Source organism: Streptomyces sp. SDT5-1 (assembly GCF_052245995.1).
In the GTDB taxonomy this organism is placed as follows: Bacteria; Actinomycetota; Actinomycetes; order Streptomycetales; family Streptomycetaceae; genus Streptomyces.
In genome coordinates, this window is sequence record NZ_CM125963.1 from 6,101,453 (window position 1) to 6,125,794 (window position 24,342).

Below are 24,342 nucleotides of genomic sequence, written 5' to 3' on the forward strand. Positions count from 1 at the left end.
GGGTCGGTCCGTCGTGGCGTGTGCGGTGCGCCGTCGGCCTCACGCGCGCAGGCGCAGGCCGCGCGGTGTCGCGTGGAATCCGGCTCCTTCCAGCAGCGGGGCGTACGGGGAGGTGAGCGCGGACTCCGCGTTGACCCGCTCGACCGTGATCGTGCCGAGTGCGCCGGAGCGGGCGGCCTCGGCGAGTGCCTGGGCCGCGGCGGGCAGACGGGGGTCCTCGGCGACCTGGGCGGGCGTGAGGGCGGGGGCGTGGGCACCGGTTCTGCCGGCGTCCGTGGCCGATGCCGCCGCTTCGGAGGCCGGGGCCGGGGTGGTGGGCGCCGGGTCCGTCGCGGGCCATGCCAGGAGCGATTTGCCGCCGCGCTCCATGTAGAGCGTCAGCTCGCCGTCGACCAGCACCACAAGGGAGCCCGCCTTGCGGCCCGGCTTGTGACCGGGCTTCTGGCCGGCGCCGCTGCCGGCGGGCGGGTCGGGCCAGGGCAGGGCGGCCCCGTACGCGTTGGCCGGATCGGCCGCCGCCAGGACGATCGCGTGGGGCGCGGTGGCTCTGCCCCTGGGCGCGGGGGAGTCCGGCGCGGCGTACGGGTCAGGGGGCGCCGCACCCCGCTCCTGCGCGTTGGCCGCCGCGCGCAGCCGGTCCACGGCGCCGTCCATCGCGAACTGGGCCGCACCGAGACCCTCCACCACGTAGCCGCGCCGCGCCTGGCCGCTCTCCTCGAACACGGACAGCACGCGGTAGACCGCCGAGAAGCCGCCCTCGACCCCTTCGGCGCCGACCGCTCCCCGGGTGACCACTCCGTGGCGGTCGAGGAGCGTGCGGGCGAGGGTGTGGGCGCGCACCGTCGGGTCGGCCTCTGGTCCCGGCAGCAGGGACCAGCGGCCCGCGACCGTGGGCGGGCCCGTGCGGGACGTGGGCCGGGCGCCCGCCGTGAGGCCTCCGTAGCGGCCGCGCGGGACGGCTCTGCGGGCCCGGTGCGCGGTCGACCCGGCGGTGCGGCCGGAGCCGAGAAGGGCGCGCATCGGGGCCAGCGTGTCGTTCGTGAGCCGGCCGGACCAGGCCAGCTCCCAGATCGCGTCGGCCAGTTGAGGATCGGTGGCTTCGGGGTGCGAGGTGGCGCGGACCCGGTCGGCGATCTGGCGGAAGAACAGGCCGTACCCACCCGAGAGGGCGTCCAGGACGGACTGGTGGAGCGGCGTCAGCTCCAAGGGGTGGGGCGGCGGCAGGAGCAGGGGAGCCGTGTCCGCCAGGTAGAGGCTGACCCAGCCGTCCTTGCCGGGCAGCGAACCGGCGCCGGCCCACAACACCTCGCCGGACGCCATGAGTTCGTCGAGGAGGGCAGGCACGTACCCGGAGACGCGTGACGGCAGGACGAGCTTCTCCAGCGCGGAGGCCGGGACCGAGGCGCCCTGAAGCTGCTCGATCGCGCGTACGAGGCCGTCGATGCCGCGCAGGCCCTGCCCGCCCACGTGCTGCCACTGGGGCAGGAACTGGGCGAGCGCCGCGGGCGGCACCGGCTCCAGCTCATGGCGCAGCGCGGCCAGCGAGCGGCGGCGCAGCCTGCGCAGGACCGTGGCGTCGCACCACTCCTGGCCGATGCCCGCCGGATGGAACTCGCCCTGCACCACCCTGCCGTTCGCCGCCAGACGATGGAGGGCGCCGTCCGTGACGGCGGCGCCGAGGCCGAAGCGGGCCGCCGCCTGGGTGGAGGTGAACGGGCCGTGCGTGCGCGCGTAGCGGGCCAGCAGGTCGCCGAGCGGGTCCTTGACCGGCTCCATGAACGCTTCGGGGACGCCGACCGGAAGCGCGGTGCCCAGGGCGTCGCGCAGGCGGCCCGCGTCCTCGATCGCCGCCCAGTGCTCGGCGCCCGCGATCCGCACCCGGATGGCGCGGCGGGCGCCCGCGAGGCTCTCGGCCCAGCCGGGCTCGGCGCCCCGCTCGGCCAGCTCCGCGTCCGTGAGCGGGCCGAGGATGCGCAGCAGGTCCGCGACGCCCTCGGCGTCCTTGATCCGTCGGTCCTCCGTACGCCACTGGAGCTCCTGCTCCAGATCGGCGAGGACCTCCGCGTCGAGCAGTTCGCGCAGCTCGGCCTGGCCGAGGAGCTCGGCGAGCAGGCGCGAGTCCAAGGACAGCGCGGCGGCGCGCCGCTCGGCGAGCGGGGAGTCGCCCTCGTAGAGGAACTGCGCCACGTACCCGAACAGCAGTGAGCGGGCGAAGGGGGATGCTTCCGGGGTGGTGACCTCGACGAGGCGGACCTTGCGGGACTCGATGTCGCCCATCAGCTCGGCGAGGCCCGGTACGTCGAAGACGTCCTGAAGACACTCCCGCACCGCCTCCAGGACGATCGGGAACGAGCCGAACTCGCTCGCCACCTCCAGCAGTTGGGAGGCGCGCTGGCGCTGCTGCCACAGCGGGGTGCGCTTGCCGGGGTTGCGGCGGGGCAGCAGCAGCGCGCGGGCGGCGCACTCGCGGAAGCGGGAGGCGAACAGGGCCGAGCCGCCCACCTGGTCGGTGACGATCTGGTCCACGTCGCCCTTGTCGAAGGCGACGTCGGCGGCTCCGATGGGTGCCTGCTCGTCGTCGTACTCCATGCCCGCCTTGGCGGGCTCCTGGTCGAGGAGGTCGAGGCCCATCAGGTCGGCGTCCGGCAGGCGCAGCACGATGCCGTCGTCGGCGTGCATCACCTGGGCGTCCATGCCGTACTTCTCGCTGAGCCGGGCGCCGAGCGCGAGCGCCCACGGGGCGTGCACCTGGGCCCCGAACGGCGAGTGGACGACGACCCGCCAGTCGCCCAGCTCGTCCCGGAACCGCTCCACCACGATCGTGCGGTCGTCCGGGATGTGGCCGCATGCCTCGCGCTGCTCGGCGAGGTACGACAGGACGTTGTTCGCAGCCCACTCGTCGAGCCCCGCCGCGGTGAGGCGCACGCGCGCGTCGTCGGGCTTCTGGGAACCGACCTCGCGCAGGAACGCCCCCAGCGCCCTGCCCAGTTCGAGCGGGCGGCCCAACTGGTCGCCCTTCCAGAAGGGGAGGCGGCCGGGGACTCCGGGGGCAGGGGAGACGAGGACGCGGTCGCGCGTGATGTCCTCGATGCGCCAGGAGCTGGTGCCGAGCGTGAACACGTCCCCGACGCGGGACTCGTAGACCATCTCCTCGTCGAGCTCGCCGACGCGGCCGCCGCCCTTCTTGGGGTCGGCACCCGCCAAGAAGACGCCGAAAAGGCCGCGGTCGGGGATCGTGCCCCCGGACGTGACGGCCAGGCGCTGCGCTCCGGGGCGGCCCGTGACCGTGCCGGCCACGCGGTCCCAGACGACGCGGGGGCGCAGCTCGGCGAAGGCGTCGGACGGGTAGCGGCCCGCGAGCATGTCGAGCACGCCCGTGAACGCGGACTCGGGCAGCGAGGAGAACGGCGCGGCGCGGCGGACGAGCGCCAGCAGATCGTCGACCTGCCAGGTGTCCAGGGCCGTCATCGCGACGAGCTGCTGGGCGAGCACGTCCAGCGGGTTCGCCGGGAGGCGCAGGGACTCGATGGCGCCGGTGCGCATGCGCTCGGTCACGACCGCCGACTGCACCAGGTCGCCGCGGTACTTCGGGAACACCACGCCCGTGGACACCGCGCCCACCTGGTGGCCCGCACGGCCCACGCGCTGGAGCCCGGAGGCCACCGACGGCGGCGACTCCACCTGGACGACGAGGTCGACCGCGCCCATGTCGATGCCCAGCTCCAGGCTCGACGTGGCGACGACGGCGGGCAGCCGCCCCGCCTTCAGGTCCTCCTCGACGAGTGCGCGCTGCTCCTTGGAGACCGATCCGTGGTGGGCGCGCGCGATGACCTGCGGGGCGCCCGATGCTGCCCCGGAGCCGCCCATCAGCTCGGCCGGCGAGTGGTCCTCGGGGACCGGCTCGCCGGTGGCACGCTCGTACGCGATCTCGTTCAGCCGGTTGCACAGTCGCTCGGCCAGGCGGCGCGAGTTGGCGAACACGATCGTCGACCGGTGGGCCTCGATCAGGTCCGTGATCCGCTCCTCCACGGAGGGCCAGATCGAGGGGCGCTCGGCCCCCTGGTCGGAGTCGGGCACCGGGGAGCCGCCGAGCTCTCCGAGGTCCTCCACGGGGACGACCACCGACAGGTCGAACTCCTTGCCGGACGGCGGCTGGACGACCTCCACCCGGCGCTGGGGCGAGAGATAGCGGGCCACCTCGTCGACCGGCCGGACCGTCGCGGACAGGCCGATGCGGCGGGCGGGACGGGGCAGCAGCTCGTCGAGCCGCTCCAGGGAGAGCGCCAGATGGGCGCCGCGCTTGGTGCCCGCCACCGCGTGCACCTCGTCCAGGATCACCGTCTCCACGCCCGCCAGCGCGTCGCGCGTGGCCGACGTGAGCATGAGGAACAGTGACTCGGGGGTCGTGATCAGGATGTCCGGCGGGCGGGTGGCCAGCGCGCGGCGCTCGGCGGCCGGGGTGTCGCCCGAGCGGATGCCGACCTTCACCTCGGGCTCGGGCAGGCCGAGCCGGACGGCCTCCTGGCGGATTCCGGTCAGCGGGCTGCGCAGATTGCGCTCCACGTCCACCGCGAGGGCCTTCAGCGGGGACACGTACAGCACGCGGCAGCGCTTCTTCGGGTCGGCGGGCGGCGGCGTCGACGCGAGCTGGTCGAGGGCTGCCAGGAACGCGGCGAGCGTCTTGCCCGAGCCGGTCGGCGCGACGACCAGCACGTCCGAGCCCTCACCGATCGCCTTCCACGCCCCCGCCTGCGCGGATGTGGGCGCGGAGAAGGCCCCCGTGAACCAACCGCGGGTCGCGGGGGAGAAGCCGCTGAGGGCCTGCGAGGCGCTGTGGGCCCCTTGCCTGGACCTGACCATGCCCCCATCCTGCACCCCACCACTGACAATGGCGGTGACCTGCGGAAACGGGTTTTCGTCGGGGCGTGCCTGCCGCAGAATGGGGCCATGGCACGGTCGGCGAGCACGAGCGAATGGGCGCGGCACTGGCGGTACGAGCGGCTGCCGGGGCTCGACCTGCTGAGGGCCCGCTACGTCCGGCACACCTTCCCGCGCCACAGCCACGACGGCTTCGTGATCGGCGCGGTCACCCGCGGCGTCGAGGCCATCGGACTGCCCGACGGAACGCTGAACGCGGGGCCCGGCACCGTGGTCATGCTCAATCCGGAAGTGGCGCACACGGCGAAGGCGGGCGGGCCGGAGGGCTGGGCGTACGCCACGCTCTACCCCTCGGCCGACGTCATCGCCGAGATCGCCGCGGAGACCGGCGCGGTGCGCGGCACCGCGGCCTTCGGGGAGCCGATCGTCACCGACCCGCAGGCCTCGCGGATGGTCAACGAGGTGCACCGGGCGGCGGAGCAGGGCAACGCGCTGGCCGCCGACAGCCTCCTGCGGCTCGTGCTCGCCCGGCTGCTGCGGGCCAACGGCACCTCCCTCACGGCGCGGCCCCGGCCGTCGGCGGGGGCCACCGCCGCGTCCCGCGCCCGCGAGCTCCTCGAGGAGCGGCTGGCGGACCCGCCGTCCCTGGAAGCCCTCGCCGCGGAGCTCGGCACCAGCCCCTTCGCGTTGCTGCGCGCGTTCCGCGACGCGTACGGGATGCCGCCGCACGCCTGGCTCACCAACGCGCGCGTGCGCGTGGCGCGACGGCTTCTGGAGGCGGGCACGGCGCCCGCCGACGCAGCCGTGGCCCTCGGCTTCACCGACCAGCCGCACCTGAACCGGCACTTCACTCGGATCGTCGGGGTCCCGCCGGGCGCGTACCAGCGAGAGCGCAAGAACGTACAAGAACCGGACGCGGACCTCCTCGTACCGTGCGAGGCGTGGCAGACAAGACAACATCCACAGACATACGCACACCAGAGGCCGCCCCACCCGGAGAGGGACGCACAGAAGGGGCGGGCAAGCCGGATGCGGCCGTCGTCCGGGACGCGCTCGGCGTCGGCGTCGCGGTGGGCCTCTCCGGATTCGCCTTCGGAGTGACCTCGGCGGGCAGCGGCCTGTCCGTCCTGCAGACCTGCGCGCTCAGCCTTCTTGTCTTCACAGGGGCCTCGCAGTTCGCGCTCGTCGGGGCGCTCGCGGCGGGCGGCAATCCCTTCACCGCCGCCGCGGGGGCGTTCTTCCTCGGGGTGCGCAACGCGTTCTACGGGCTGCGGCTCTCCCAACTGCTCGCCCTCCCGCGCGTGGTGCGGCCGTTCGCCGCGCACTGGGTCATCGACGAGACGTCGGCCGTCGCGCTCGCCCAGCCGACACGGCGCAGCGTGCGCCTCGGCTTCACCGTCACCGGGCTGACCCTGTACGTGCTGTGGAACCTCACCACGCTGCTCGGAGCCCTGGGCGCGGAGGCCATCGGCGACACCGACGCCTGGGGGCTCGACGCGGCCGGCCCCGCGGTGTTCCTGGCCCTGCTCGCGCCGATGCTCAGGACCACCACGGAGCGGGCCGTCGCCGGGCTCGCCGTCGTCCTGATGCTCGGACTGCTGCCCGTGCTGCCGGCCGGGGTGCCCGTCCTCGTGGCCGCCCTCGCGGCCCCCGCCGTGCTCTACGTGGAAGGGCGTCGCCGAGGCGCGACGCCGAACGCGCCACAAGCGTCGAACGCGCCACAAGGAGAAGACCGTTGAACGTCTGGATCGCGATCGCGGTCACCGCGGTCGGCTGCTACGCCGTGAAACTGATCGGACTGCTGGTGCCCGCGGGCGCCCTCGAACGACCCGTGGTGAAGCGTCTCGCTGCGCTGCTCCCCGTCGCGCTGCTGGCCGCTCTCACGGCCCAACAGACGTTCGCCGACGGGCGCGCCCTCGTCCTCGACGCCCGGGCGGCCGGGCTCGCCGCGGCCGCCGTCGCGCTCGTCCTGCGGGCGCCGTTCCTGGTGGTGGTCGCGGTCGCCGTGGTCGTCACCGCGGGCCTGCGGGCCCTCACGGGCTGACCTGAGGCGCCGGCAGGTCGGCGGGGACCTCCGGGACCCCGAGCCGCCCCGCCGTGCGCTCAGGGCGGCAGAAGACGGCTGCGAGGACGCCGCCCGCGACCAGGAGCGCCGCGGTCAGCAGCCAGCCGTGCTCGTAGCCCGCCGACACCGTGGCCGCGCCGTCGACGAGGCGGCCCAGAACGAACGGCGAGACGATGCCCCCGAGGGCGTACACACAGGTCAGTACGCCGAGAACCGTGCCCCGCTGGACCGGGGGCGCGATGCGTGCGCAGGCGGTCGCCGCGACGGTGAGCATCACCATGGCGAGCGCCATGGGGCCGAGCATCATGGGCACCTTCACGGCATGGGAGTCGGCGAGCCCGAACAGCGCCGTCGCGCAGCCCGACGCCGTGACCAGGAGGCCCGCCCCCGCGCCCACGGGGATGCGGGGCGCCGTGCCCTTCAGGGCCGAGCGCCGCGCCAGCAGACCGTGCGCCAGAAGGACGGCACCGTGGGCCAGCGCCCCTACGCCGACCATGGTGCTCGCCTGATGCAGGCTCCACCCCATGACGTTCTCCATGTAGTCCGGTGCCCAGGTCAGCGTCGCGCTCATCGCCCAGTAGGCGGCGAACGAACCGAAGGCCGCGGTCAGGAACGTCGGCGACAGCAGGATGCGGCGCAGCGGCACCGTGCTGACGTCCGCGGGCGCCAGACCGGCCTCCTTGCCGACGGCAGGGGCCAGTGGACCCTCCTTCCCCCACAGGAGCCACACGGCGGCCCAGGCCAGGCCGACCAGGCCCACGGCGCCGAACGACCAGCGCCAGCCCCAGTGCGTGATCACCCAGCTCAGCGCGGGCGCGGCCACCGCGACCCCGGCCGCGGCGCCGACCAGCAGCAGCGCGGTGGGCAGGGCCCGCTCACGCTGCGGGAACCAGCCGTGCACGTGGTGCATCGCGACCGGGGACGCGGGCCCCTCGGCGGCGCCCAGCAGGACGCGGGTGGCAACCAGCGTGCCGAACCCCGCCGCGCCCCACAGCATCGGCAGCTGGGCCGCCGACCACAGGAGGGCGAGCCCCAGCAGCAGCGGCGTCGTGCGGACCCTCTTCGTGAGTGCCGCGACGCCGAGTGCCGCGACCGAGAACAGGGCGAAGAACGCCGACTGGGCGGTCCCGAACTCCTGCCGGCTGATGCCGAAGTCCGCCCGGATCTCGGGACCCGCGAGGCCCAGCACCGCCTTGTCGGCGAAATTCACGACCATGAAGGCGAGGAGCAGCCAGGTGGTGCGCCAGGCCCCGCGCATCAGCAGCAGCCGTCCTCGTCGTCGACCACGCCGACGCTGATCCGGCCCCCGGCCCGCTTGCGGCCCTCCGGGGAGCGCGTCAGCTCCGTGGCCACGTCCGTGCCCTCGGCCACGGCGGCGGACTCGGCCGCGGCCCAGGAGAAGACACCGCGCGCCATGGTGGAGGTCTCCTCGCCCGCCCGCCGCGCGTACACCTCGGCACGCGCGCGTGCCACGTCCGGATCCGTGGGCGCCGCCAGGGCCGCCGTCTCCGCCAGGTGCGAGGCCAGCCGGGTGTCGCCCGCCGCGAGGAGCTCGCGTGCCCGCTCGGCCAGCGCCCCGGCGCCGCCCGCCGCGCGCGCGTACTCGGCCGCCACGGCCGCCTCAGGGGCGGGCTTGAGGTGCGCCGGGTTCTGGTCGTACCAGCCGCCCCACAGCCGCCACAGGTTCCGGACGACGAACTCGGGCTCGTCGTAGGCAGGGTGGAGGTAGGGGCGGGACAGCAGCTCCTCGGGGACCTTCACCTCATGGATGACCGTGTCCAGCCGGTGGCCCGCGTTCATCAGCTCGCGCGTCTGCTCGCACAGCGACTCCAGGAAGCGCGCCGTGTCGTCCAGGGCACGGTTCACCCGCTCGGCACCGATGATGGGCACACCGTGCCCCGGCAGCAGCACCTCAGCGCCCAGCTCCTGCATGTCACGCAGGGCCCGCGCCCAGTCCTCGGGGTAGCGCTGCACCTTCTGGGGGTTGCCCGCGTTCGGCGTGTTCCAGATGAACAGGTCGCCCGTGCACAGCGTCTTGAGCTCCGGCACCCACACATAGGTGTGGTCGTCCGTCTCCCCGCGCGCGTGGATGAGCTCGAAGGTCAGCTCGCCGCGGCGGAACGTCAGCCGGTCGCGGTAGACGGTGTCCGGATAGCGGTAGGTGGTGGGCCACTCCAAGGTGGGCACACCGAACTGCCGCCGGTTGATCCACGAGTTGTAGCCGGCCGTCCTGATGTAGCGGTCGAAGCGGGCGGTCACAGCCTCGTGCGCCACCACCTCAGGTCGCGCGGTGCCGGTCTTCGCCGCCTCCTTGTCGAAGGGGAACACTCCGAAGACGTGGTCCACGTGCCCGTGCGTGTAGACCACGGAGCGCACCGGGCCCGCCCCGAAGCCCTTGACCGCCGCGTGCAGGTTTGCCGCCGTACGGAAGTCGCCCGAGTCGACGAGCACCGCGCCGTCACCGGTGTCGAACACGGAGACGTTGGCGAAGGCCGGGAAGAAGCCCACGCGCGGGCCCAGCCGCACCAGCTCGTCGCTCGTGTAGGCGCCCGAGAGATGCGGAAGCAGGGACTCGGTCCCCTCCCAGACCCGGCCCGCGTAGTCGGCGTAGTCGACCGGCTTGCGCGCGGCGGTGTCGGGTGCGGTGTTGTGCTCGGTCATGGGCGCGGCTCCTTCGTGCGGCGGCGGTCCTTCGGCTCTCCACGAGTCAATGCGGTGCGGGCGGCCCGGAACACCGCTTGATGTCACACCCCTGGTGGTGAAGTGTTGTGACGCGTCACAACAGGCGCCCCGTAGCCGATGCCATGGAGGACCCGTGCCGCTGTCCCCGGAGGCGCGCTCGCTCGCCGCGCGCTGCGAGCCGCGCGTCAACGAACTGGCGCGCCGCATGGCCAGAGAGGCCTTCGAGGAACTGCCCGGCTACGCGGAGCTGCCGGACGACGTGAAGGACCTGGAGGTCGCGGCGACCGCGCGCCACGGCGTACGGCTGTTCCTGCGGCACGTCGGCGACCCGGACGCGGAACAGCCCGGCAGCCAGCGGCTGTTCCGCGAGAGGGCCGCTCAGCGCGCCGAGGAGGGCATGCCGCTGCACCTCCTGCTGCGCACCCACGCGCTCGGCTCGTACGTTCTGTGGCGGGCCCTGCGCGAGGCGGCGGGGCCGGGCGACGAGCCGGCCCTGGTCGAACTCGTCGACCTCCTGCTGCGCGCCCAGCCCGGAGTGGTGGGATCCGTCGCCGAGACGTACATGGACGAGCGGTCCGCCCTGGAGGCCGAACAGCACGCGCAGCAGCGCTCCTTGGTGCGCGGTCTGCTCGACGGGATGGTTCCTCCGGGACACGTGCTCCTCGACCAGCTCCGGCTCGACGGGCCCGCCCACGTGCTGGCGCTCGGCACGGACGCGGCGCCTTCGGAGGGGCCGGTCGCGGTACGCCGCCGACTGCGCCGCATGCAGAGCGTCCTGGACCGCACCTTCGGGGACGCCGTGCTCACCCTCCTGGACGGCGACGGCGGGCGGGCCGTCGTCGCGAAGGACTGCCCGCCGCCCGAGGACCTGGCACAGCACCTGAGCCGGGCGAGCGGCCTGCCCGTACGGGTCGCCACGGTGCGCGCGGACGGCCCCGAGCAGATCCCCGACGCCGCCCGCACCGCCGGCGAAGTCCTGCGCATCGCGCGCGCGTGCGGGCTGCCCCCGGGGCTGCACCGCATCGAGGACGTGCTTCTCGAGTACCACCTCTCCAGGCGCAACGAGAGCAGCCACCTCATCGCCGCGCTCCTCGATCCGGTCGCCGACCGGCCCGAGCTCCTGGAGACGCTGCGCACCCACCTGGCCCACCAGCAGGACCGCAGGGCCACCGCCGAGGCGCTCGGCCTTCACCCGAACACGGTCGACAACCGGCTCGCGAAGATCGCCGAGCGGACCGCCGTCGAACTGTCCTCGCCGCGCGGCACGGCCCTGGCCATCGCGGCGCTCCTGCTGCGCGACGCGGAGGACTGACCGGACGAGTCGCTACACGAGGCGTCCGTAGGCGCGCAGCGTGCGCAGGGCCTCGATGGTCACCATGGGGCGCGCCTCCATGGCCGTCGCCGGCGCCCACTGACGCCAGTTGATGGGCCAGCCGCCGTCCTCCTGCTGCTCGCTCTCCAGATGGTCGAGCGAACGGGCCATCTCCTCGTCGGTGAACCATGAGCGCGCCAGGGACTCGGGCACCTTGGCGAAGTCGTACGGAAAGTGATGCTCGTCAGGGCCGTAGCCGGGCGCCACCGGGTACTCCTCCTTGCGGTCCGGGTCGAGCACCGCGAGCCGCTGCTCGCGCACCAGGCGGCCGAGTCGGTCGGCGAGCACGCGAGCACGCGCGCGGTCGGGCGCGCTGTCCAGGAAGGCGACCGCGGCCTGCACCTCGTACGGATGGGACGTCTTCAGGGACTCGACGGCGGACCAGCAGAAGTCGGTGGCGCGGAACAGCCACGCGTGCCACACCTCATTGCGGTGCAGCAGGCCGACGACGGGCCCGGTGGCCAGCAGTTCGCTCGGCGGGTCGTCGACCACGGGGACGAACGGGGCGCAGGGATAACCGCGTTGGCTGGGATGCACCGCCGGAAGCGCGCCCTCCGGGGTGGAGACGGCGGTCAGGTAACGGCACACACGCTCCACGCGCTGCCCCGAGCACCGTCCGATGGTGTCCAGGACGCGCAGCGCGTGCCCGGTGTGCAGGGGCTGGCTGACCGGGCCGCGCAGGTCCGGTTCGAGCGCGTGCCCGTAGCCGTCGTCCACGTTGCGGTACGCGGTCAGCGCCGTCTCGACGGCGTCGGCCGCCGCGGGTGAGCCGTCCAGGAAGTGATAGGTGAAGCGGCGCTGCTCGAGGACGCGAGCGGTCAGCCAGATGAAGGTCTCGGCACGGGAGAGCGGGGAGCGTGCCGGGGGCGACGGGGGGAGTGGGGAAGCTCCGGTTTCGGCCATGCACCGACCGTAGGACGGAAAGCGGTCTCGACAAGCCTCCCGAGCACGGCCCCACTCTCAGGGGCGGGATACTGGACGCATGCGGTTGACGGTCTTCTGGCAACGAATGGCGGATCACTTCGGATCCGGGTACGCCGACACGTTCGCGCGTGATCACGTGATGGCGGGACTCGGCGGGCGAACGGTCCACCAGGCGCTCGACGCGGGCTGGGAGGCCAAGGACGTCTGGCGCGTCGTGTGCACCACCATGGACGTACCGGACGAGAAGCGCTGACGGGGTGAGGGAACGGGGGCGGCCGCCGATTGTCGGTGGCGTGGGCGAGACTGGCAGCGTGGCACCGACAGACGAGACCTTCCAGGTGGCGGACGACGCCGCGCCGCCCGGCACGACGCCGCCCGAGCGGCCGCCGGGTTCGGCGCCGACTCCGCGCGCGGGGATGCCGCGCTGGCTGCCGCGCGCCATGGTGCTCGCTCTGGCCCTCTTCGCCTGCTTCCGGCTGGGGTACTGGGCGTTCCACCAGCTGATCGGGCTGCTGATCAACGTGTTGATCGCGTTCTTCCTGGCGCTCGCCGTGGAGCCCGCGGTGAGCCGGATGTCGGCGCGCGGTCTGCGCCGGGGCTTCGCGACGTTCCTGGTGTTCCTCGCCGTGATGGTGGTGAGCGCGGGCTTCGTCGTGCTCCTCGGATCGATGCTCGCGGGCCAGATCGTCGACATGTTCGACGACTTCCCGAAGTACCTCGACCAGCTCATCAGCTGGGTCAACGCGACGTTCCACACCGACCTCAATCGGGTCGAGGTGCAGGACAGCCTGCTGCACTCGGACTGGCTCCAGAAGTACGTCCAGAACAGCGCCACGGGCGTCCTGGACGTCTCCACGCAGGTGCTCGGCGGGCTGTTCCAGCTCCTGACGATCCTGCTGTTCTCGTTCTACTTCGCCGCCGACGGCCCGCGGCTGCGGCGCGCACTGTGCTCCGTCCTGCCGCCGGCCAAGCAGGCCGAGGTGCTGCGCGCCTGGGAGATCGCCGTCGACAAGACCGGCGGGTACCTCTACTCGCGCGGCCTCATGGCGCTGATCTCCGGCATCGCGCACTACATCCTTCTGGAGGCGCTCGACGTCCCCTACGCGCCCGTGCTCGGCGTGTGGGTGGGACTCGTCTCGCAGTTCATCCCGACCATCGGCACGTATCTGGCGGGCGCCCTGCCGATGCTGATCGCCTTCACCGTGGACCCCTGGTACGCGCTGTGGGTGCTCGTCTTCGTGGTCGTGTACCAGCAGTTCGAGAACTATGTGCTGCAACCGAAGCTGACCGCGAAGACCGTGGACATCCACCCGGCGGTCGCCTTCGGTTCGGTCATCGCGGGCACCGCACTCCTGGGCGCCGTCGGCGCGCTGATCTCGATCCCCGCCGTCGCGACACTGCAAGCCTTCCTCGGGGCGTACGTGAAGCGCTACGACGTGACCGACGACCCGCGCGTGCACGGGCACCGCAGACGCGGAGAGCCCCTCTGGACGCGGCTGCGGCGCCTGGCCAAGGAACCGGGACCCAGAGACCAGTAGGCGGCCTCAGACGACCACCCAGAGCGCGGAGGCGAGGACGGCGGCCGCGTAGCAGCCGCAGGCCACGTACATGATGTGCGTCCTGCGGCGTTCGCTCCAGGTCGTACGGGACATCAGCCAGGCCAGGGCGGGAAGCACCAGCACGGCGTGCAGGCTGACCCCGTGCAGCGGCTTGAGGGCGGCCGTCGAGTGGTACGCCGCCTCCTGGTGCCCCGTCCGCGTCAGGAAGACACCCCGCGCGATCATCGCCGCCCCGGACGCGAGGGCCACCAGAAGGACGGCGAACCCGGCGCGTACGGCGAGCGGCATCCCCGCGGGACCGCTCGGCGGGTTCCTGAAGGAGACGACGGCGAACGACGTCAGGAGCGCCACCAGGATGCCGCCACCGACCGCGAGAGACATGGAGACGGCGCTGTCGAAGGCGGTCTCCATGTCGAGGTGCGAGGGCACCTTGCGCCACGCCTGGAGGGTGATCCCGGCGACCTCCAGGACGCAGTCGACGGCGAACACCGCGAGCAGAACGGCACGCAGACGGGCCCCGATCCTCAGGTACGAGGTCACCCAGGTGATCGCCATGAGCGTCAGGCCGAAGGACAGCCCGAAGGTGATGGGCTTGCGCCAGGACACCGGCCCGCTCAAGGGGCCGCCGTCGACCGCGAAGACGACGAGGTGCGCCAGTCCGGACGCGACCAGGGCGGCGCCGACCGTGTAGCACAACCGGTCGACGGGGCGACGGACCGCGACGGGGTTCACGTGGGTGGTGGCCATGGGGACAAGGCTCGCCACATGGGCCCCTGAGGTCGTCGTCCGGCCGAAGACACCCGCCGTACGACGTGGGGAGTACGGAGTGCGGACCGTCCGGCTTGGACGTGCGCGCGCGTCGACGGCCGCGCGCGTCAGAGGGCGGCGGTGCGCACGAGGCGGCGCAGCGCGGCATGTCCGGGCGGCCCCCAGGTGGGCTTGCCGCCGGGGCGTCCGTGGTCGCCGGCGTGACCGATGAGCATGCAGACGAGGGCCTTCAGCAGCGCCCAGCCCCGGGCACGGCGCAGCGTGGCGGAGTCGAGGGCAGGACGGTAGGCGTCATGGAAGCGCTCGACGGCGTCGTCCGGCAGCAGCAGCCACGCGGCGGCGAGATCGCAGGCCGGATCGCCGGCGCAGAGGTCGCCGAAGTCGATGACGCCGCAGAACGAGCCGTCCGAAGTCAGCACGTTGGCCGGGTGCAGGTCGGCGTGGAGCCACAGGGAAGGGCCCGCCCAGTCGGGCGCGGAGACGGCGTCCTCCCAGACGGCGCTGGCGGCGTCCGGGTCGGGAACCAGCCCGGCCCCGGTGGCCTCGGCGAGCTGCTCGGCGACCCCCTCCGCGTACTCGGACAGCGGGCCCGCGCGGTGGCGGCCGACCGGAGCGCCCGCGGGAGCAGGCTGGTGCAGGGCGGTCAGGAAAGCGGCCAGCGAGTCGGCCGACTCGGCGGTGGTGGCGGGCGCCCGGTCGGCCGGCGTGCCCGGCACCCAGGTGGTGACGATCCAGGGACGCGGGAACCGCTCGGAGGGCTCGCCCAGCCGCTGGGGCACCGGGACGGGCAGCGGAAGGCCCGGGGCCAGCGCGGGGAGCCACGCGTGCTCCTTGCGCAGCAGCGCGTCTGCGGAATCGGTGGCCCAGGGCAGCCGGACGGCGAGGTCGTCGCCGAGCCGCCACAGCTGGTTGTCCCACCCACGGGCCCCGAGACTCACGGGACGGTCGGCCAGGTCGGGATGCTGTTCGCGGAGCAGTTCCCGGACCAGCTCTGCGGTGATCTCGAGCGCGGTGTGGGTCATGCGGAGTCACGGTAGCGGAGGCGCGCCGACCCGCGTGGCGCGCTTGACACCAAAATCGAACATCCATTCTTATGGAAAGTCCAGTGCCACTTTTCCCAGTGTTTCCAAGGGATTCGGGAAGGGTGGCCGGGCGAAGGGCCTCGAGTTATCCACAGGCGAGACAGGCGTCGAGGCCGATTGTCAGTGGCAGGCGTTAGCGTCTTTGGCGTGAAGCGATCGACTCAAGCAAACCGGGTGGAACCCATGGCAGGAACCGACCGCGAGAAGGCGCTCGACGCCGCGCTCGCGCAGATTGAACGGCAATTCGGCAAGGGCGCGGTCATGCGCATGGGCGACCGGACCCAGGAGCCCATCGAGGTCATCTCGACGGGCTCGACGGCGCTCGACGTGGCGCTCGGCGTCGGCGGCATCCCGCGCGGCCGTGTGGTGGAGGTCTACGGCCCGGAGTCCTCCGGTAAGACGACCCTGACCCTGCACGCCGTGGCCAACGCGCAGAAGGCCGGCGGCCAGGTGGCCTTCGTGGACGCCGAGCACGCCCTCGACCCCGAGTACGCGAAGAAGCTCGGTGTCGACGTCGACAACCTGATCCTGTCCCAGCCGGACAACGGCGAGCAGGCGCTCGAGATCGTCGACATGCTGGTCCGCTCCGGCGCCCTCGACCTGATCGTCATCGACTCCGTCGCCGCGCTCGTGCCGCGCGCGGAGATCGAGGGCGAGATGGGTGACTCGCACGTGGGTCTTCAGGCCCGCCTGATGAGCCAGGCGCTCCGGAAGATCACCAGCGCGCTCAACCAGTCCAAGACCACCGCGATCTTCATCAACCAGCTGCGCGAGAAGATCGGCGTCATGTTCGGCTCGCCGGAGACCACGACCGGTGGTCGCGCGCTGAAGTTCTACGCCTCGGTGCGCATCGACATCCGCCGCATCGAGACCCTGAAGGACGGCACGGACGCGGTGGGCAACCGCACCCGTTGCAAGGTCGTCAAGAACAAGGTCGCGCCGCCCTTCAAGCAGGCCGAGTTCGACATCCTCTACGGGCAGGGCATCTCCCGCGAGGGCGGCCTGATCGACATGGGCGTGGAGCACGGCTTCGTCCGCAAGGCCGGTGCCTGGTACACGTACGAGGGCGACCAGCTCGGCCAGGGCAAGGAGAACGCGCGCAACTTCCTGAAGGACAACCCCGACCTGGCCAACGAGATCGAGAAGAAGATCAAGGAGAAGCTGGGCGTCGGCGTGCACCCGGAGGAGCCGGGCAGCGAGCCGGGCGCGGACGCGGCGGAGTCCGCTCCCGCGGAGGAGGCGGCCAAGACGGTGCCCGCGCCCAAGGCGGCCAAGTCCAAGGCCGCGGCGGCCAAGAGCTAGTCCGCCGTGACACGACGAACCGACTGGGCCGATGACGACGTGCACTTCGCCGTTCCCGATGGCCGGGGGAGCGGGCGCGGCGGGGTGTACGACGACATGGCGTACGGCGAGGCCGGGGAAGACGTCGAGGCGGGAAGCGGCGCGGCGGACGGGCCGCGCCGTGGTGGGCGTTCGCGCGGCGGGGCCGGGCCGCGCGGGCGTGGACGCGGGCGCCGGAGAGGATTCGGGGATCCGTCCGGCGCCGCACAGGACGACGGCCCCCCTGACTCGTCGAGGGCCGAGCGGGGGGAGCCGTCAGGAGACCCGGCTGAGCGGGCGCGGAACATCTGTCTGCGTCTGCTCACCGGGACTCCGCGCACGCGCAAGCAGCTGGCCGACGCGCTGCGCAAGCGCGAGATTCCCGACGACGTGGCGGAGGAGGTGCTGACCCGCTTCGAAGAGGTGGGCCTCATCAACGACAGCGCCTTCGCCGACGCGTGGGTGGAGTCGCGGCACCACGGCCGGGGGCTCGCCCGGCGGGCGCTCGCCCGGGAGCTGCGCACCAAGGGCGTGGACTCGACGGTGATCGACGAGGCGGTCGGGCAGCTCGACTCGGAGCGCGAGGAGGAGACCGCGCGCGACCTCGTGGCGCGCAAGCTCCGCTCCACGCGGGGCCTGGAGCGCGACAAGAGGCTGCGCCGCCTCGCGGGGATGCTCGCGCGCAAGGGCTACCCGGAGGGAATGGCGCTGCGGGTGGTGCGGCAGGCGCTGGAGGAAGAGGGGGAGGAGACGGAGGACCTGGGCTTCGCCGACTAGCGGCTTCGCCGGTACCGGGAGCCCGGCCGGCCTTCAGCGGGCTGTACCGCTGAAGGCCCCGAGCGGGCGACGCGCCCCTACATCCCGGCCCCTACACGCCCACCACCGGCAGCCCCTCCCGTTTCCACGCCTGGAAGCCGCCCACCAGGTCCGTTGCCCGGTGGAGGCCCAAGGTGTGGAGGGAGGCGGCGGCGAGGGTGGAGGCGTAGCCCTCGTTGCAGATGATCACGACTTGCAGGTCGTGGCCGGTGGCCTCGGGGACGCGATGGCTGCCGAAGGGGTCGAGGCGCCACTCCAGTTCGTTGCGCTCGACCACGAGGGCGCCGGGGATCACGCCGTCGCGCTCGCGCAGCGCCGCGTACCGGATGTCGACCAGGAGCGCCTCGCCACGGGACGCCGCGTCGAACGCGTCTCGCGGTGCGACCCGGTCGAGGCCGGACCGCACCCGTTCCAGGTACTCGTCGATGCCCACCGGGCGCGGGGCGTCGGAAGCCTCAGCAGTGTCGGGCGCGCTCACTGCCAGTCCTCCGGGCTCTCCACCGACTCGAGGCGCAGCACCGGACCGGTGCGGCTGTAGCGGCGGATCCGGGGGAGCGGCGGGTAGTAGGCGTGCACCGAGACGGCGTGCTCGGTGCGGGACTCGTTCAGCACCTCGTGCACATGGTGGCGGCCGAAGGCGCGGCCCTGACCCGCCGTCAACCGCCGCTCCCTGTCGACGTCTTCGGACAGCTCCAGGGTCTTCCACCCGTCGGTGGGAAGGCGCGCCGCGAGCGAGTTCTCCTGGAGCGCTCCGCGTGCGGTCAGGAAGGCGCCGACGGACTCGGCGTGGTTGTGCCAGCCGGTGCCGGTGCCCGGCGGCCAGCCGATGAGCCAGGCCTCGCTGCCGTCGGGCCCTTCGAGCCGCAGCCAGGTGCGGCCCTCGGGATCGAGCGGAAGCGAGCCGATCAGTTCGTGGTCCTCGGCGACACGGCGGACGAACGCGAGGAGGTCGGCCTGCGTGGGCGCGGCCGACGGCGTGCGGGAAGAAGCAGCGGGATGTGCGGAAGGGGACACCAGTACCGTCCTGGGAGTTCGCGAAAGGCACGCGTCATCGCCGCGCAGTGCGCGGCGGGCGCGTGAAAGGAAGGATGCGAATTCAGCAGGAGGGGTGACACACGCAGCCCGCGTAGCGGAGGAGATCCATATGGACCCTCCGCCACAGGCGCACATCGGTGTCGACCGTCACGCTCCGGAGTACACCATGGGGTCGCGGGACGGTCAACTCACCCGAAGGATCACCGAGCGGCTCAGCGACCGGCACCGCTCTTCACCGGACCGTGCTCCTCCGCCGGCCTCCCGACGGCCGTGCGCGCCGCCTCGTACAGCTCCGCGGGACGCACTCCGCTGAGCGCCGTGACCAGGTGGCCGTCGGGCCGGATCAGCAGCACCGTGTGCGCCGCCGCACCCGGGTACCGCTCGGCGACGAGCAGCTCGGCCTCGTGCGGCAGCGCGGTCACGGCCGCCGCGAGCCGCGGCATGAGCCCCGCCGACATCCAGTGCTTGCGCTCCCACACCCCGGTCCCCGGCGCGACGAGCACGACGAGCAGCGGCCCACGGCCGAGCCGGTCCCGCAGTCGTACGAACGAGCCGTCGGGCGCGGTCACTTCGACGTCGGTGATCGGCGCGCCGGGCGCCGTGCCCACCTCCACCTGCGATTCGGAGCGCGGGGGCGCGAGCGGTGAATCGGGGTACGCCCCCGGCGCGCCGAGCGGCCCGTGCCCCAGGTGCCCGTCCGTGAGCAGCGCGTCGTGCCCGCGCGCCGCCCCGGGGACGTACGCGCGCAGCCCGCCGCCACCGCGCAGTATCGGCAGTGCCTGGTCGGCGGCGCGCAGCCGTCCGGCGACCACGGCGCGGCGCTCGGTCTGGTAGCTGTCGAGCAGCGCGTCGGACCCGGAGCGCGCGCCGTCGTGCCAGGCGGTGGCCAGCTTCCAGGCGAGGTTGTCGGCGTCGCGCAACCCCTCGTCCAGGCCCTGCGTGCCGAGCGCGCCCAGCAGATGCGCGGCGTCCCCTGCCAGGAAGACGCGGCCCACGCGCCAGCGGCGGGCGAGCCGGTGGTGCACCGTGTGGACTCCGGTGTCGAGCAGTTCGTACGGCGGGGTGGAGCCTCCGCACCAGCCCGCGAGGGTCTCCCGGATCCGGCTCACCAGGGCATCCGGGGTCACCAGGTCGCTGCGGGGCGGCAGCAGCCAGTCCAGGCGCCAGACGCCGTCGGCGAGGGGGCGGCCGACGACCTCCGAGCCCGATCGACCCGAGGTCCGCCACGGAGGGCTCCTATGGAGCAACGCCTCGCCGGGCCACGGAAGTTCCGCCCGCAGCGCGGCGACCGCGTGTCGTTCGACGGCGGTGCGGCCGGGGAAGCGGATGTCGAGGAGCTTGCGGACGGTGGAGCGGGGACCGTCGCAGCCGACGAGATAACTGCCGCGCCACCAGGTGCCCTTGGGGCCGCGGGTGTGCGCGGTGAGGCCGGACTTCTCCTCCTCGAGCGAGTCCAGGCGGCTGTCGACGGCGACCTTGATCAGCCGTTCGGCGGCGACGGCGCGGCGCAGCGCGTCGGTCAGCTCGTGCTGGGCGAGGTGCAAGGGGGCGGGCAGCGACCCGCCGCGCGCCCCCCGCTCACCGAACGTGAGCACGCCCATCACCTGCTTGCGGCGCATGGAGCGCCAGCCGGTCCAGCGCGCGCCGTCCGCTTCGAACGACGTACCCGCGAGCCGCTCCACCAGGGCGGCGGTGTCCTCGCGCAGCACCACCGTGCGCGCGGGCCGGGGCTCGTCCTTGCCGGGGCCCTCGTCGAGGATCACGGACGGTACGCCGTGGCGCGCCAGGGCGAGGGACAGCGTGAGCCCGACAGGACCCGCGCCGACGACGATCACCGGGTCCACGCCGCGTCCCCTCCCGCCCTGGAAGGCAGCACGGGCGGCGTACTGGACGTACAAGGACGGGCAGTTGGAGCGGGGTGCGCGTTCACAGAGCGTATGCAACCCATTGCCGGTGCTTGCGTCAAGTGACGGCGGCAGTGGCGATCACGCTACTGCCGCCGTCCGGCTCAGGCCCCGCACCGGGGTCGGGTCAACTCCTCGGCGAACCGGGTCCTTCGGACCGGTCATCGGACTCCGCCTGTTCGGCGGTGCCCTCGGCGGCGGTCGCGCCGTGTCCAGCGCCGCCCGGCAGGTCCGCGGCGTCCATCAGGCCACCCTCCGCGACGGGCTCGGCGGCCGCGGCCACCTTGATGCCGGTCTTGGCGCGGCGCCCGCGGCGCTCGATCCAGTTGGCGAGCCCGGAAAGGGCCAGACACATCAGGACGTAGATCGTGCCGGTCACGATGAGCACGGGCACGTACGGGTACTCGCCGCCGACCAGCGTGTTGTTGGCCAGCTTGCGGGCCGCGTACAGGAGCTCCGCGTACGTGATGATGTAGCCGAGCGAGGTGTCCTTGAGGGTGACCACAAGTTGGCTGATGATCGTCGGCAGCATCGAGCGGATGGCCTGCGGCAGCAGCAGCATCGTCATGACCTGGTGCTTGCGCAGACCCAGCGCGTACGCCGCCTCGACCTGTCCGCGCGGCACCGCCTGGAAGCCGGCGCGCAACACCTCGGCCTGCACCGAGCTGTTGTAGACGGTGAGGCCGATGACCAGCGCCCAGAAGGCGTTGTTCTCGCCGATGACGCCCAGGTCGCTCTTGTAGGTGAGGAAGAGAACCCACAGGGCGTAGATGGTGATCAGCAGCGGGATCGCGCGGAACAGCTCGATGAAGCCCGTGGCGAGCCAGCGGATCGGCCGGTGCTCCGACGAGCGGGCCACCGCCAGAACCACGCCGAACACCAGGGAGAGCGCACCGGCGGCCGCGAAGACCTTCAGCGTGGTCAGGATGCCGTCGCGGATCGCCGTACGGACGTTCGCGTAGTTGAAGATGTTCCACTTCTCGGGCGCGAACTGGTCCTTGGACGCGAGCTGCGCGATCACGAACACGATCAGGCCGACGACCGCGAGCGTACCGACGACGGTGTAGATCCGGTTGCGCGTGCGGGCCTTGGGGCCCGGGGCGTCGTAGAGAACGCTGGCACTCATCGGGCGACCTCCAGGGTCCTCTCGAGCACCCGGAACAAGATGCTGATGGCGAAGGTGATGACCAGGTAGCCGAGCGCCACCCACAGGAAGATCCAGGCGATCGGGTAACCCTGGTCGCTCAACAGCTTCTGCCAGCCGAACAGTTCGGTCACGCTGAAGGCGCCGGCGATGGCCGAGTTCTTGGTCAGCGCGATGAAGATGGAGCTCAGCGGCGGCAGCACGGTGCGCACCGCCTGCGGAAGGATGATCAGGCCGAGCGTCTGGAAGAACGTCATGCCGATCGAGCGAGCCGCCTCGGCCTGCCCGAGCGGCACCGTGTTGATGCCGGAGCGCACCGCTTCGCAGACGAACGACGACGTGTAGAAGCTCAGTACGATCAGGGCCTTGACCCACGGACTGAAGCCGAAGTCGAGGACCTGGGGCACCGCGAACCAGATGACGAGGAACAGCAGCGTCAGCGGGGTGTTGCGGAAGAGCGTGACCCAGGCGGTGCCGAAGAACCGTAGGGGCGGGATGGGCGAGACCCGGAACCCGGCGAGGATCGTGCCGAGCAGCATCGCCAGCAGGCCACTCGCGAGGGTCAGGCCTATGGTGCCGAGGAATCCCTCGCGGAATTCCGAAAGGTGGTCGAGCAGTACATTCACGGGGAGTTCCTCGTGGGGCGGCAGCGGTCGGGCAGGGGGAGCCGCGCCCTGTACGCCACGGAGACGTACAGGGCAGCGGTCAACTCACTGCCTGCGAGAACAGGCGGCTGATCGCTCGGGCGTGCGAGCGATCAGTAGCGCTCCAGGGCCGGCGGCGCGGTGTACTTGGCACCGGAGAGGCCGAGAGTCGCGTCGTAGGCCTTCTTGTAGTCGCCGTTCTTCTCGTGCGCCTCGAGGGCGTCGGAGACCGCGTCGCGCAGGGCCTTGTCGTCCTTGCCCATGCCGACTCCGTACGGCTCCTCGGTGAAGGGCTTGCCGACGACCTTGAGCTTCTTCGGGTTCTGCGCGGCGTAGCCCTTGAGGATCGCGTCGTCGGTGGTGACGGCGTCGACCTCGTTGTTGAGGAGCTGCTGCACGCACTCCGAGTACTTCGCCAGCTCGACGGTCTCGGCGCCGTACTTGGGCTTCTTGATCTCCTGCAGCGGGGTCGAACCCTTGATGGAGCAGACCTTCTTGCCCTTCAGGGACGTCGGGCCCGTGATGCCCTTCTCGTCGCTGCGGACCAGGAGGTCGGCGCCGGCCATCATGTACGGGCCCGCGAAGCCGACCTGCTTCTTGCGCTCGTCGTTGATGGTGTACGTGCCCACATAGAGGTCGACGTCGCCCTTGGAGATGGTCGTCTCGCGGACACCGGAGTCGATCGTCTTGAAGGTGATCTGGTCGGGCTTGAAGCCGAGGTCGGCCGCGACCATCTTGGCGATCTCGATGTCGAAGCCGGAGCGCTTGCCGCTGGAGTCCTGGAAGCCGAGGAACGGCTGGTCGTCCTTGGAACCGATGACGATCTTGCCGGCCTTCTGGGCCTTCTTCAGGGTCGCGGAGTCGATCTTCACATCGCTCTTCACCGCGTAGGTGGGCAGCTTCGGCTGGTTCTTGCCACCCGAGGCCCCGGCGGGCTTGTCACCGGCGTTGCCGGACTCGCCGCCACAGGCGGTGGCGGTCAGCGCCAGGGCGGCGACGGCGGCCGCTGCGGCGGCGGACTTGCGGAGCTTCATGGTGAACATCCTTCGTGTCGGCAGATTCGGCAGTGGGAAATAGGCACCACGCGCGCGGGATGCGTTTTTCGAACCCGCGCGTGGTGCGCTTCTAGTGGTGCAGGATCTTCGACAGGAAGTCCTTGGCCCGATCGCTGCGCGGATTGCTGAAGAACTGGTCGGGAACGGCCTCTTCGACGATCCGGCCGTCCGCCATGAAGACGACGCGGTTGGCCGCGGAGCGGGCGAAGCCCATCTCGTGCGTGACCACCACCATCGTCATGCCGTCCCGGGCGAGCTGCTGCATCACTTCCAGGACCTCGTTGATCATCTCCGGGTCGAGCGCCGACGTCGGCTCGTCGAAGAGCATCACCTTCGGGTCCATCGCCAACGCCCTTGCGATGGCGACACGTTGCTGCTGGCCGCCGGAGAGCTGCGCCGGGTACTTGTCCGCCTGCGCGGCGACGCCCACCCGGTCGAGAAGCGCACGGGCCTTCTCCTCGGCCGCCTTCTTGTCCGCCTTGCGGACCTTGACCTGGCCCAGCGTCACGTTCTCGAGCACCGTCTTGTGCGCGAAGAGGTTGAAGGACTGGAAGACCATTCCCACGTCCGCGCGCAGCCGCGCCAGCTCCTTGCCCTCCTGGGGCAGCGGCTTGCCGTCGATCGTGATGTCGCCGGAATCGACCGTCTCCAGGCGGTTGATCGTGCGGCACAACGTCGACTTGCCGGAACCCGACGGGCCGATGACGACGACGACCTCGCCTCGCGCGATGGTCAGGTCGATGTCCTGGAGCACGTGCAGTGCGCCGAAGTGCTTGTTGACTCGACTCAGCGCGACCAGTGCGTCGCCCGCAGGGGGAGTGGCGTCCTTGGTCACCGAAACTTCGGTCATCGGGGTCTTGCTCCGTCCTCCTCGGTTGGGAGGACAGTAGTAACCCCGTACGACCAGCGTCATTACATCTGAGGGGAAATTGAGCATAACGATCCGGCCGCAACCGGACACTCCGCGTGAAGGGGGCGCGCGGCGCTCATACCGGCTGCATAACGGAACACGGACGTAACCGGAAGGCTCTTGACGTCGTCCTTACTTTTCGGGGTGGATGCCTTGGTGCATCGCACGGGGGAGTGAACGGGAG

General features: G+C 72.2%; 21 protein-coding genes and 1 pseudogene. 8 read left to right on the forward strand and 14 right to left on the reverse strand.

Going from position 1 to position 24,342, the window contains the following annotated elements; all coding sequences use genetic code 11:
• Positions 1-39: 39 nt before the first annotated feature.
• Positions 40-4,860, reverse strand: a complete 4,821-nt coding sequence (locus ACTWJ8_RS28160; protein WP_443260583.1) for an ATP-dependent helicase — start codon at positions 4,858-4,860, stop codon at positions 40-42.
• 87 nt (positions 4,861-4,947) lie between these two features.
• Between ACTWJ8_RS28160 and ACTWJ8_RS28165 the strand changes: the two are divergent.
• From ACTWJ8_RS28165 to ACTWJ8_RS28175, 3 genes and pseudogenes are all read left to right on the forward strand, one after another.
• Positions 4,948-5,706: pseudogene (locus ACTWJ8_RS28165) on the forward strand (AraC family ligand binding domain-containing protein); the annotation flags it as partial.
• 140 nt (positions 5,707-5,846) lie between these two features.
• Positions 5,847-6,617: an AzlC family ABC transporter permease gene (locus tag ACTWJ8_RS28170; RefSeq protein WP_356379641.1), complete on the forward strand. Its 771-nt coding sequence runs from the start codon at positions 5,847-5,849 to the stop codon at positions 6,615-6,617.
• Positions 6,614-6,922, forward strand: a complete 309-nt coding sequence (locus ACTWJ8_RS28175) for an AzlD domain-containing protein (RefSeq protein ID WP_356378042.1) — start codon at positions 6,614-6,616, stop codon at positions 6,920-6,922. Before ACTWJ8_RS28170 ends, ACTWJ8_RS28175 begins: the two co-directional genes overlap by 4 nt.
• Here the strand turns inward: ACTWJ8_RS28175 and ACTWJ8_RS28180 are convergent.
• Positions 6,912-8,201, reverse strand: coding sequence for an MFS transporter (locus ACTWJ8_RS28180; RefSeq protein WP_443260584.1), 1,290 nt, complete (start codon positions 8,199-8,201; stop codon positions 6,912-6,914). The two genes, ACTWJ8_RS28175 and ACTWJ8_RS28180, sit on opposite strands and share 11 nt — an antisense overlap.
• The gene (locus ACTWJ8_RS28185; protein WP_443260585.1) at positions 8,201-9,604 is read right to left on the reverse strand and encodes an alkyl sulfatase dimerization domain-containing protein; all 1,404 of its coding nucleotides are present in this window, start codon (positions 9,602-9,604) and stop codon (positions 8,201-8,203) included. Before ACTWJ8_RS28185 ends, ACTWJ8_RS28180 begins: the two co-directional genes overlap by 1 nt.
• A 154-nt stretch (positions 9,605-9,758) precedes the next feature.
• Here ACTWJ8_RS28185 and ACTWJ8_RS28190 point away from each other — a divergent pair, with 154 nt between their 5' ends.
• Positions 9,759-10,937: a PucR family transcriptional regulator gene (locus ACTWJ8_RS28190; protein ID WP_356378050.1), complete on the forward strand. Its 1,179-nt coding sequence runs from the start codon at positions 9,759-9,761 to the stop codon at positions 10,935-10,937.
• Positions 10,938-10,949: 12 nt separating this feature from the next.
• Here the strand turns inward: ACTWJ8_RS28190 and ACTWJ8_RS28195 are convergent, their stop codons facing one another.
• Complete coding sequence (locus ACTWJ8_RS28195; RefSeq protein ID WP_443260586.1) at positions 10,950-11,900, reverse strand: hypothetical protein; 951 nt, start codon at positions 11,898-11,900, stop codon at positions 10,950-10,952.
• A gap of 79 nt (positions 11,901-11,979) precedes the next feature.
• On the opposite strand from ACTWJ8_RS28195, the gene ACTWJ8_RS28200 reads away from it, so the two are divergent.
• Positions 11,980-12,174 carry a DUF3046 domain-containing protein gene (locus ACTWJ8_RS28200; protein ID WP_356378055.1) on the forward strand — a complete coding sequence of 65 codons (195 nt, stop codon included), beginning with the start codon at positions 11,980-11,982 and terminating at the stop codon, positions 12,172-12,174.
• A gap of 58 nt (positions 12,175-12,232) precedes the next feature.
• On the forward strand, positions 12,233-13,459 hold the full coding sequence (locus ACTWJ8_RS28205; protein ID WP_443260587.1) for an AI-2E family transporter: 1,227 nt from the start codon (positions 12,233-12,235) through the stop codon (positions 13,457-13,459).
• A gap of 6 nt (positions 13,460-13,465) precedes the next feature.
• Here ACTWJ8_RS28205 and ACTWJ8_RS28210 read toward each other — a convergent pair whose 3' ends face one another.
• Together ACTWJ8_RS28210 and ACTWJ8_RS28215 are read right to left on the reverse strand one after the other, a co-directional pair.
• Positions 13,466-14,227 (reverse strand): hypothetical protein, encoded by a 762-nt coding sequence (locus tag ACTWJ8_RS28210; RefSeq protein WP_443260588.1) that lies wholly within the window; start codon positions 14,225-14,227, stop codon positions 13,466-13,468.
• Between the two features lie 128 nt (positions 14,228-14,355).
• Complete coding sequence (locus ACTWJ8_RS28215; RefSeq protein ID WP_443260589.1) at positions 14,356-15,270, reverse strand: aminoglycoside phosphotransferase family protein; 915 nt, start codon at positions 15,268-15,270, stop codon at positions 14,356-14,358.
• Between the two features lie 243 nt (positions 15,271-15,513).
• Between ACTWJ8_RS28215 and recA the strand changes: the two genes are divergently transcribed.
• Both recA and recX read left to right on the forward strand, forming a co-directional pair.
• Positions 15,514-16,632, forward strand: a complete 1,119-nt coding sequence (gene recA, locus ACTWJ8_RS28220) for a recombinase RecA (RefSeq protein WP_443260590.1) — start codon at positions 15,514-15,516, stop codon at positions 16,630-16,632.
• 6 nt (positions 16,633-16,638) lie between these two features.
• Positions 16,639-17,427: a recombination regulator RecX gene (gene recX / locus ACTWJ8_RS28225; RefSeq protein ID WP_356378069.1), complete on the forward strand. Its 789-nt coding sequence runs from the start codon at positions 16,639-16,641 to the stop codon at positions 17,425-17,427.
• Between the two features lie 91 nt (positions 17,428-17,518).
• Here recX and ACTWJ8_RS28230 read toward each other — a convergent pair whose 3' ends face one another.
• The 8 genes from ACTWJ8_RS28230 to ACTWJ8_RS28265 all read right to left on the reverse strand — a co-directional run bounded on the left by ACTWJ8_RS28230 (position 17,519) and on the right by ACTWJ8_RS28265 (position 24,098).
• Positions 17,519-17,944, reverse strand: a complete 426-nt coding sequence (locus tag ACTWJ8_RS28230) for a rhodanese-like domain-containing protein (RefSeq protein ID WP_443260591.1) — start codon at positions 17,942-17,944, stop codon at positions 17,519-17,521.
• Positions 17,941-18,480 carry a cysteine dioxygenase gene (locus tag ACTWJ8_RS28235; protein WP_443260592.1) on the reverse strand — a complete coding sequence of 180 codons (540 nt, stop codon included), beginning with the start codon at positions 18,478-18,480 and terminating at the stop codon, positions 17,941-17,943. Before ACTWJ8_RS28235 ends, ACTWJ8_RS28230 begins: the two co-directional genes overlap by 4 nt.
• An 82-nt stretch (positions 18,481-18,562) precedes the next feature.
• Complete coding sequence (locus ACTWJ8_RS28240) at positions 18,563-18,727, reverse strand: putative leader peptide (protein WP_356378078.1); 165 nt, start codon at positions 18,725-18,727, stop codon at positions 18,563-18,565.
• Positions 18,714-20,345, reverse strand: coding sequence for an FAD-dependent monooxygenase (locus tag ACTWJ8_RS28245; protein ID WP_443260593.1), 1,632 nt, complete (start codon positions 20,343-20,345; stop codon positions 18,714-18,716). The genes ACTWJ8_RS28240 and ACTWJ8_RS28245 overlap by 14 nt, the downstream gene beginning before the upstream one ends.
• 187 nt (positions 20,346-20,532) lie before the next feature.
• Positions 20,533-21,531, reverse strand: a complete 999-nt coding sequence (locus tag ACTWJ8_RS28250; RefSeq protein ID WP_443260594.1) for an amino acid ABC transporter permease — start codon at positions 21,529-21,531, stop codon at positions 20,533-20,535.
• On the reverse strand, positions 21,528-22,175 hold the full coding sequence (locus ACTWJ8_RS28255; RefSeq protein WP_356378087.1) for an amino acid ABC transporter permease: 648 nt from the start codon (positions 22,173-22,175) through the stop codon (positions 21,528-21,530). Before ACTWJ8_RS28255 ends, ACTWJ8_RS28250 begins: the two co-directional genes overlap by 4 nt.
• 131 nt (positions 22,176-22,306) lie before the next feature.
• A complete protein-coding gene (locus tag ACTWJ8_RS28260; RefSeq protein ID WP_356378090.1) occupies positions 22,307-23,227 on the reverse strand; it encodes a glutamate ABC transporter substrate-binding protein in 921 nt (306 codons plus the stop codon).
• 91 nt (positions 23,228-23,318) lie between these two features.
• Positions 23,319-24,098 carry an amino acid ABC transporter ATP-binding protein gene (locus tag ACTWJ8_RS28265; RefSeq protein ID WP_356378093.1) on the reverse strand — a complete coding sequence of 260 codons (780 nt, stop codon included), beginning with the start codon at positions 24,096-24,098 and terminating at the stop codon, positions 23,319-23,321.
• Positions 24,099-24,342: the final 244 nt, after the last annotated feature.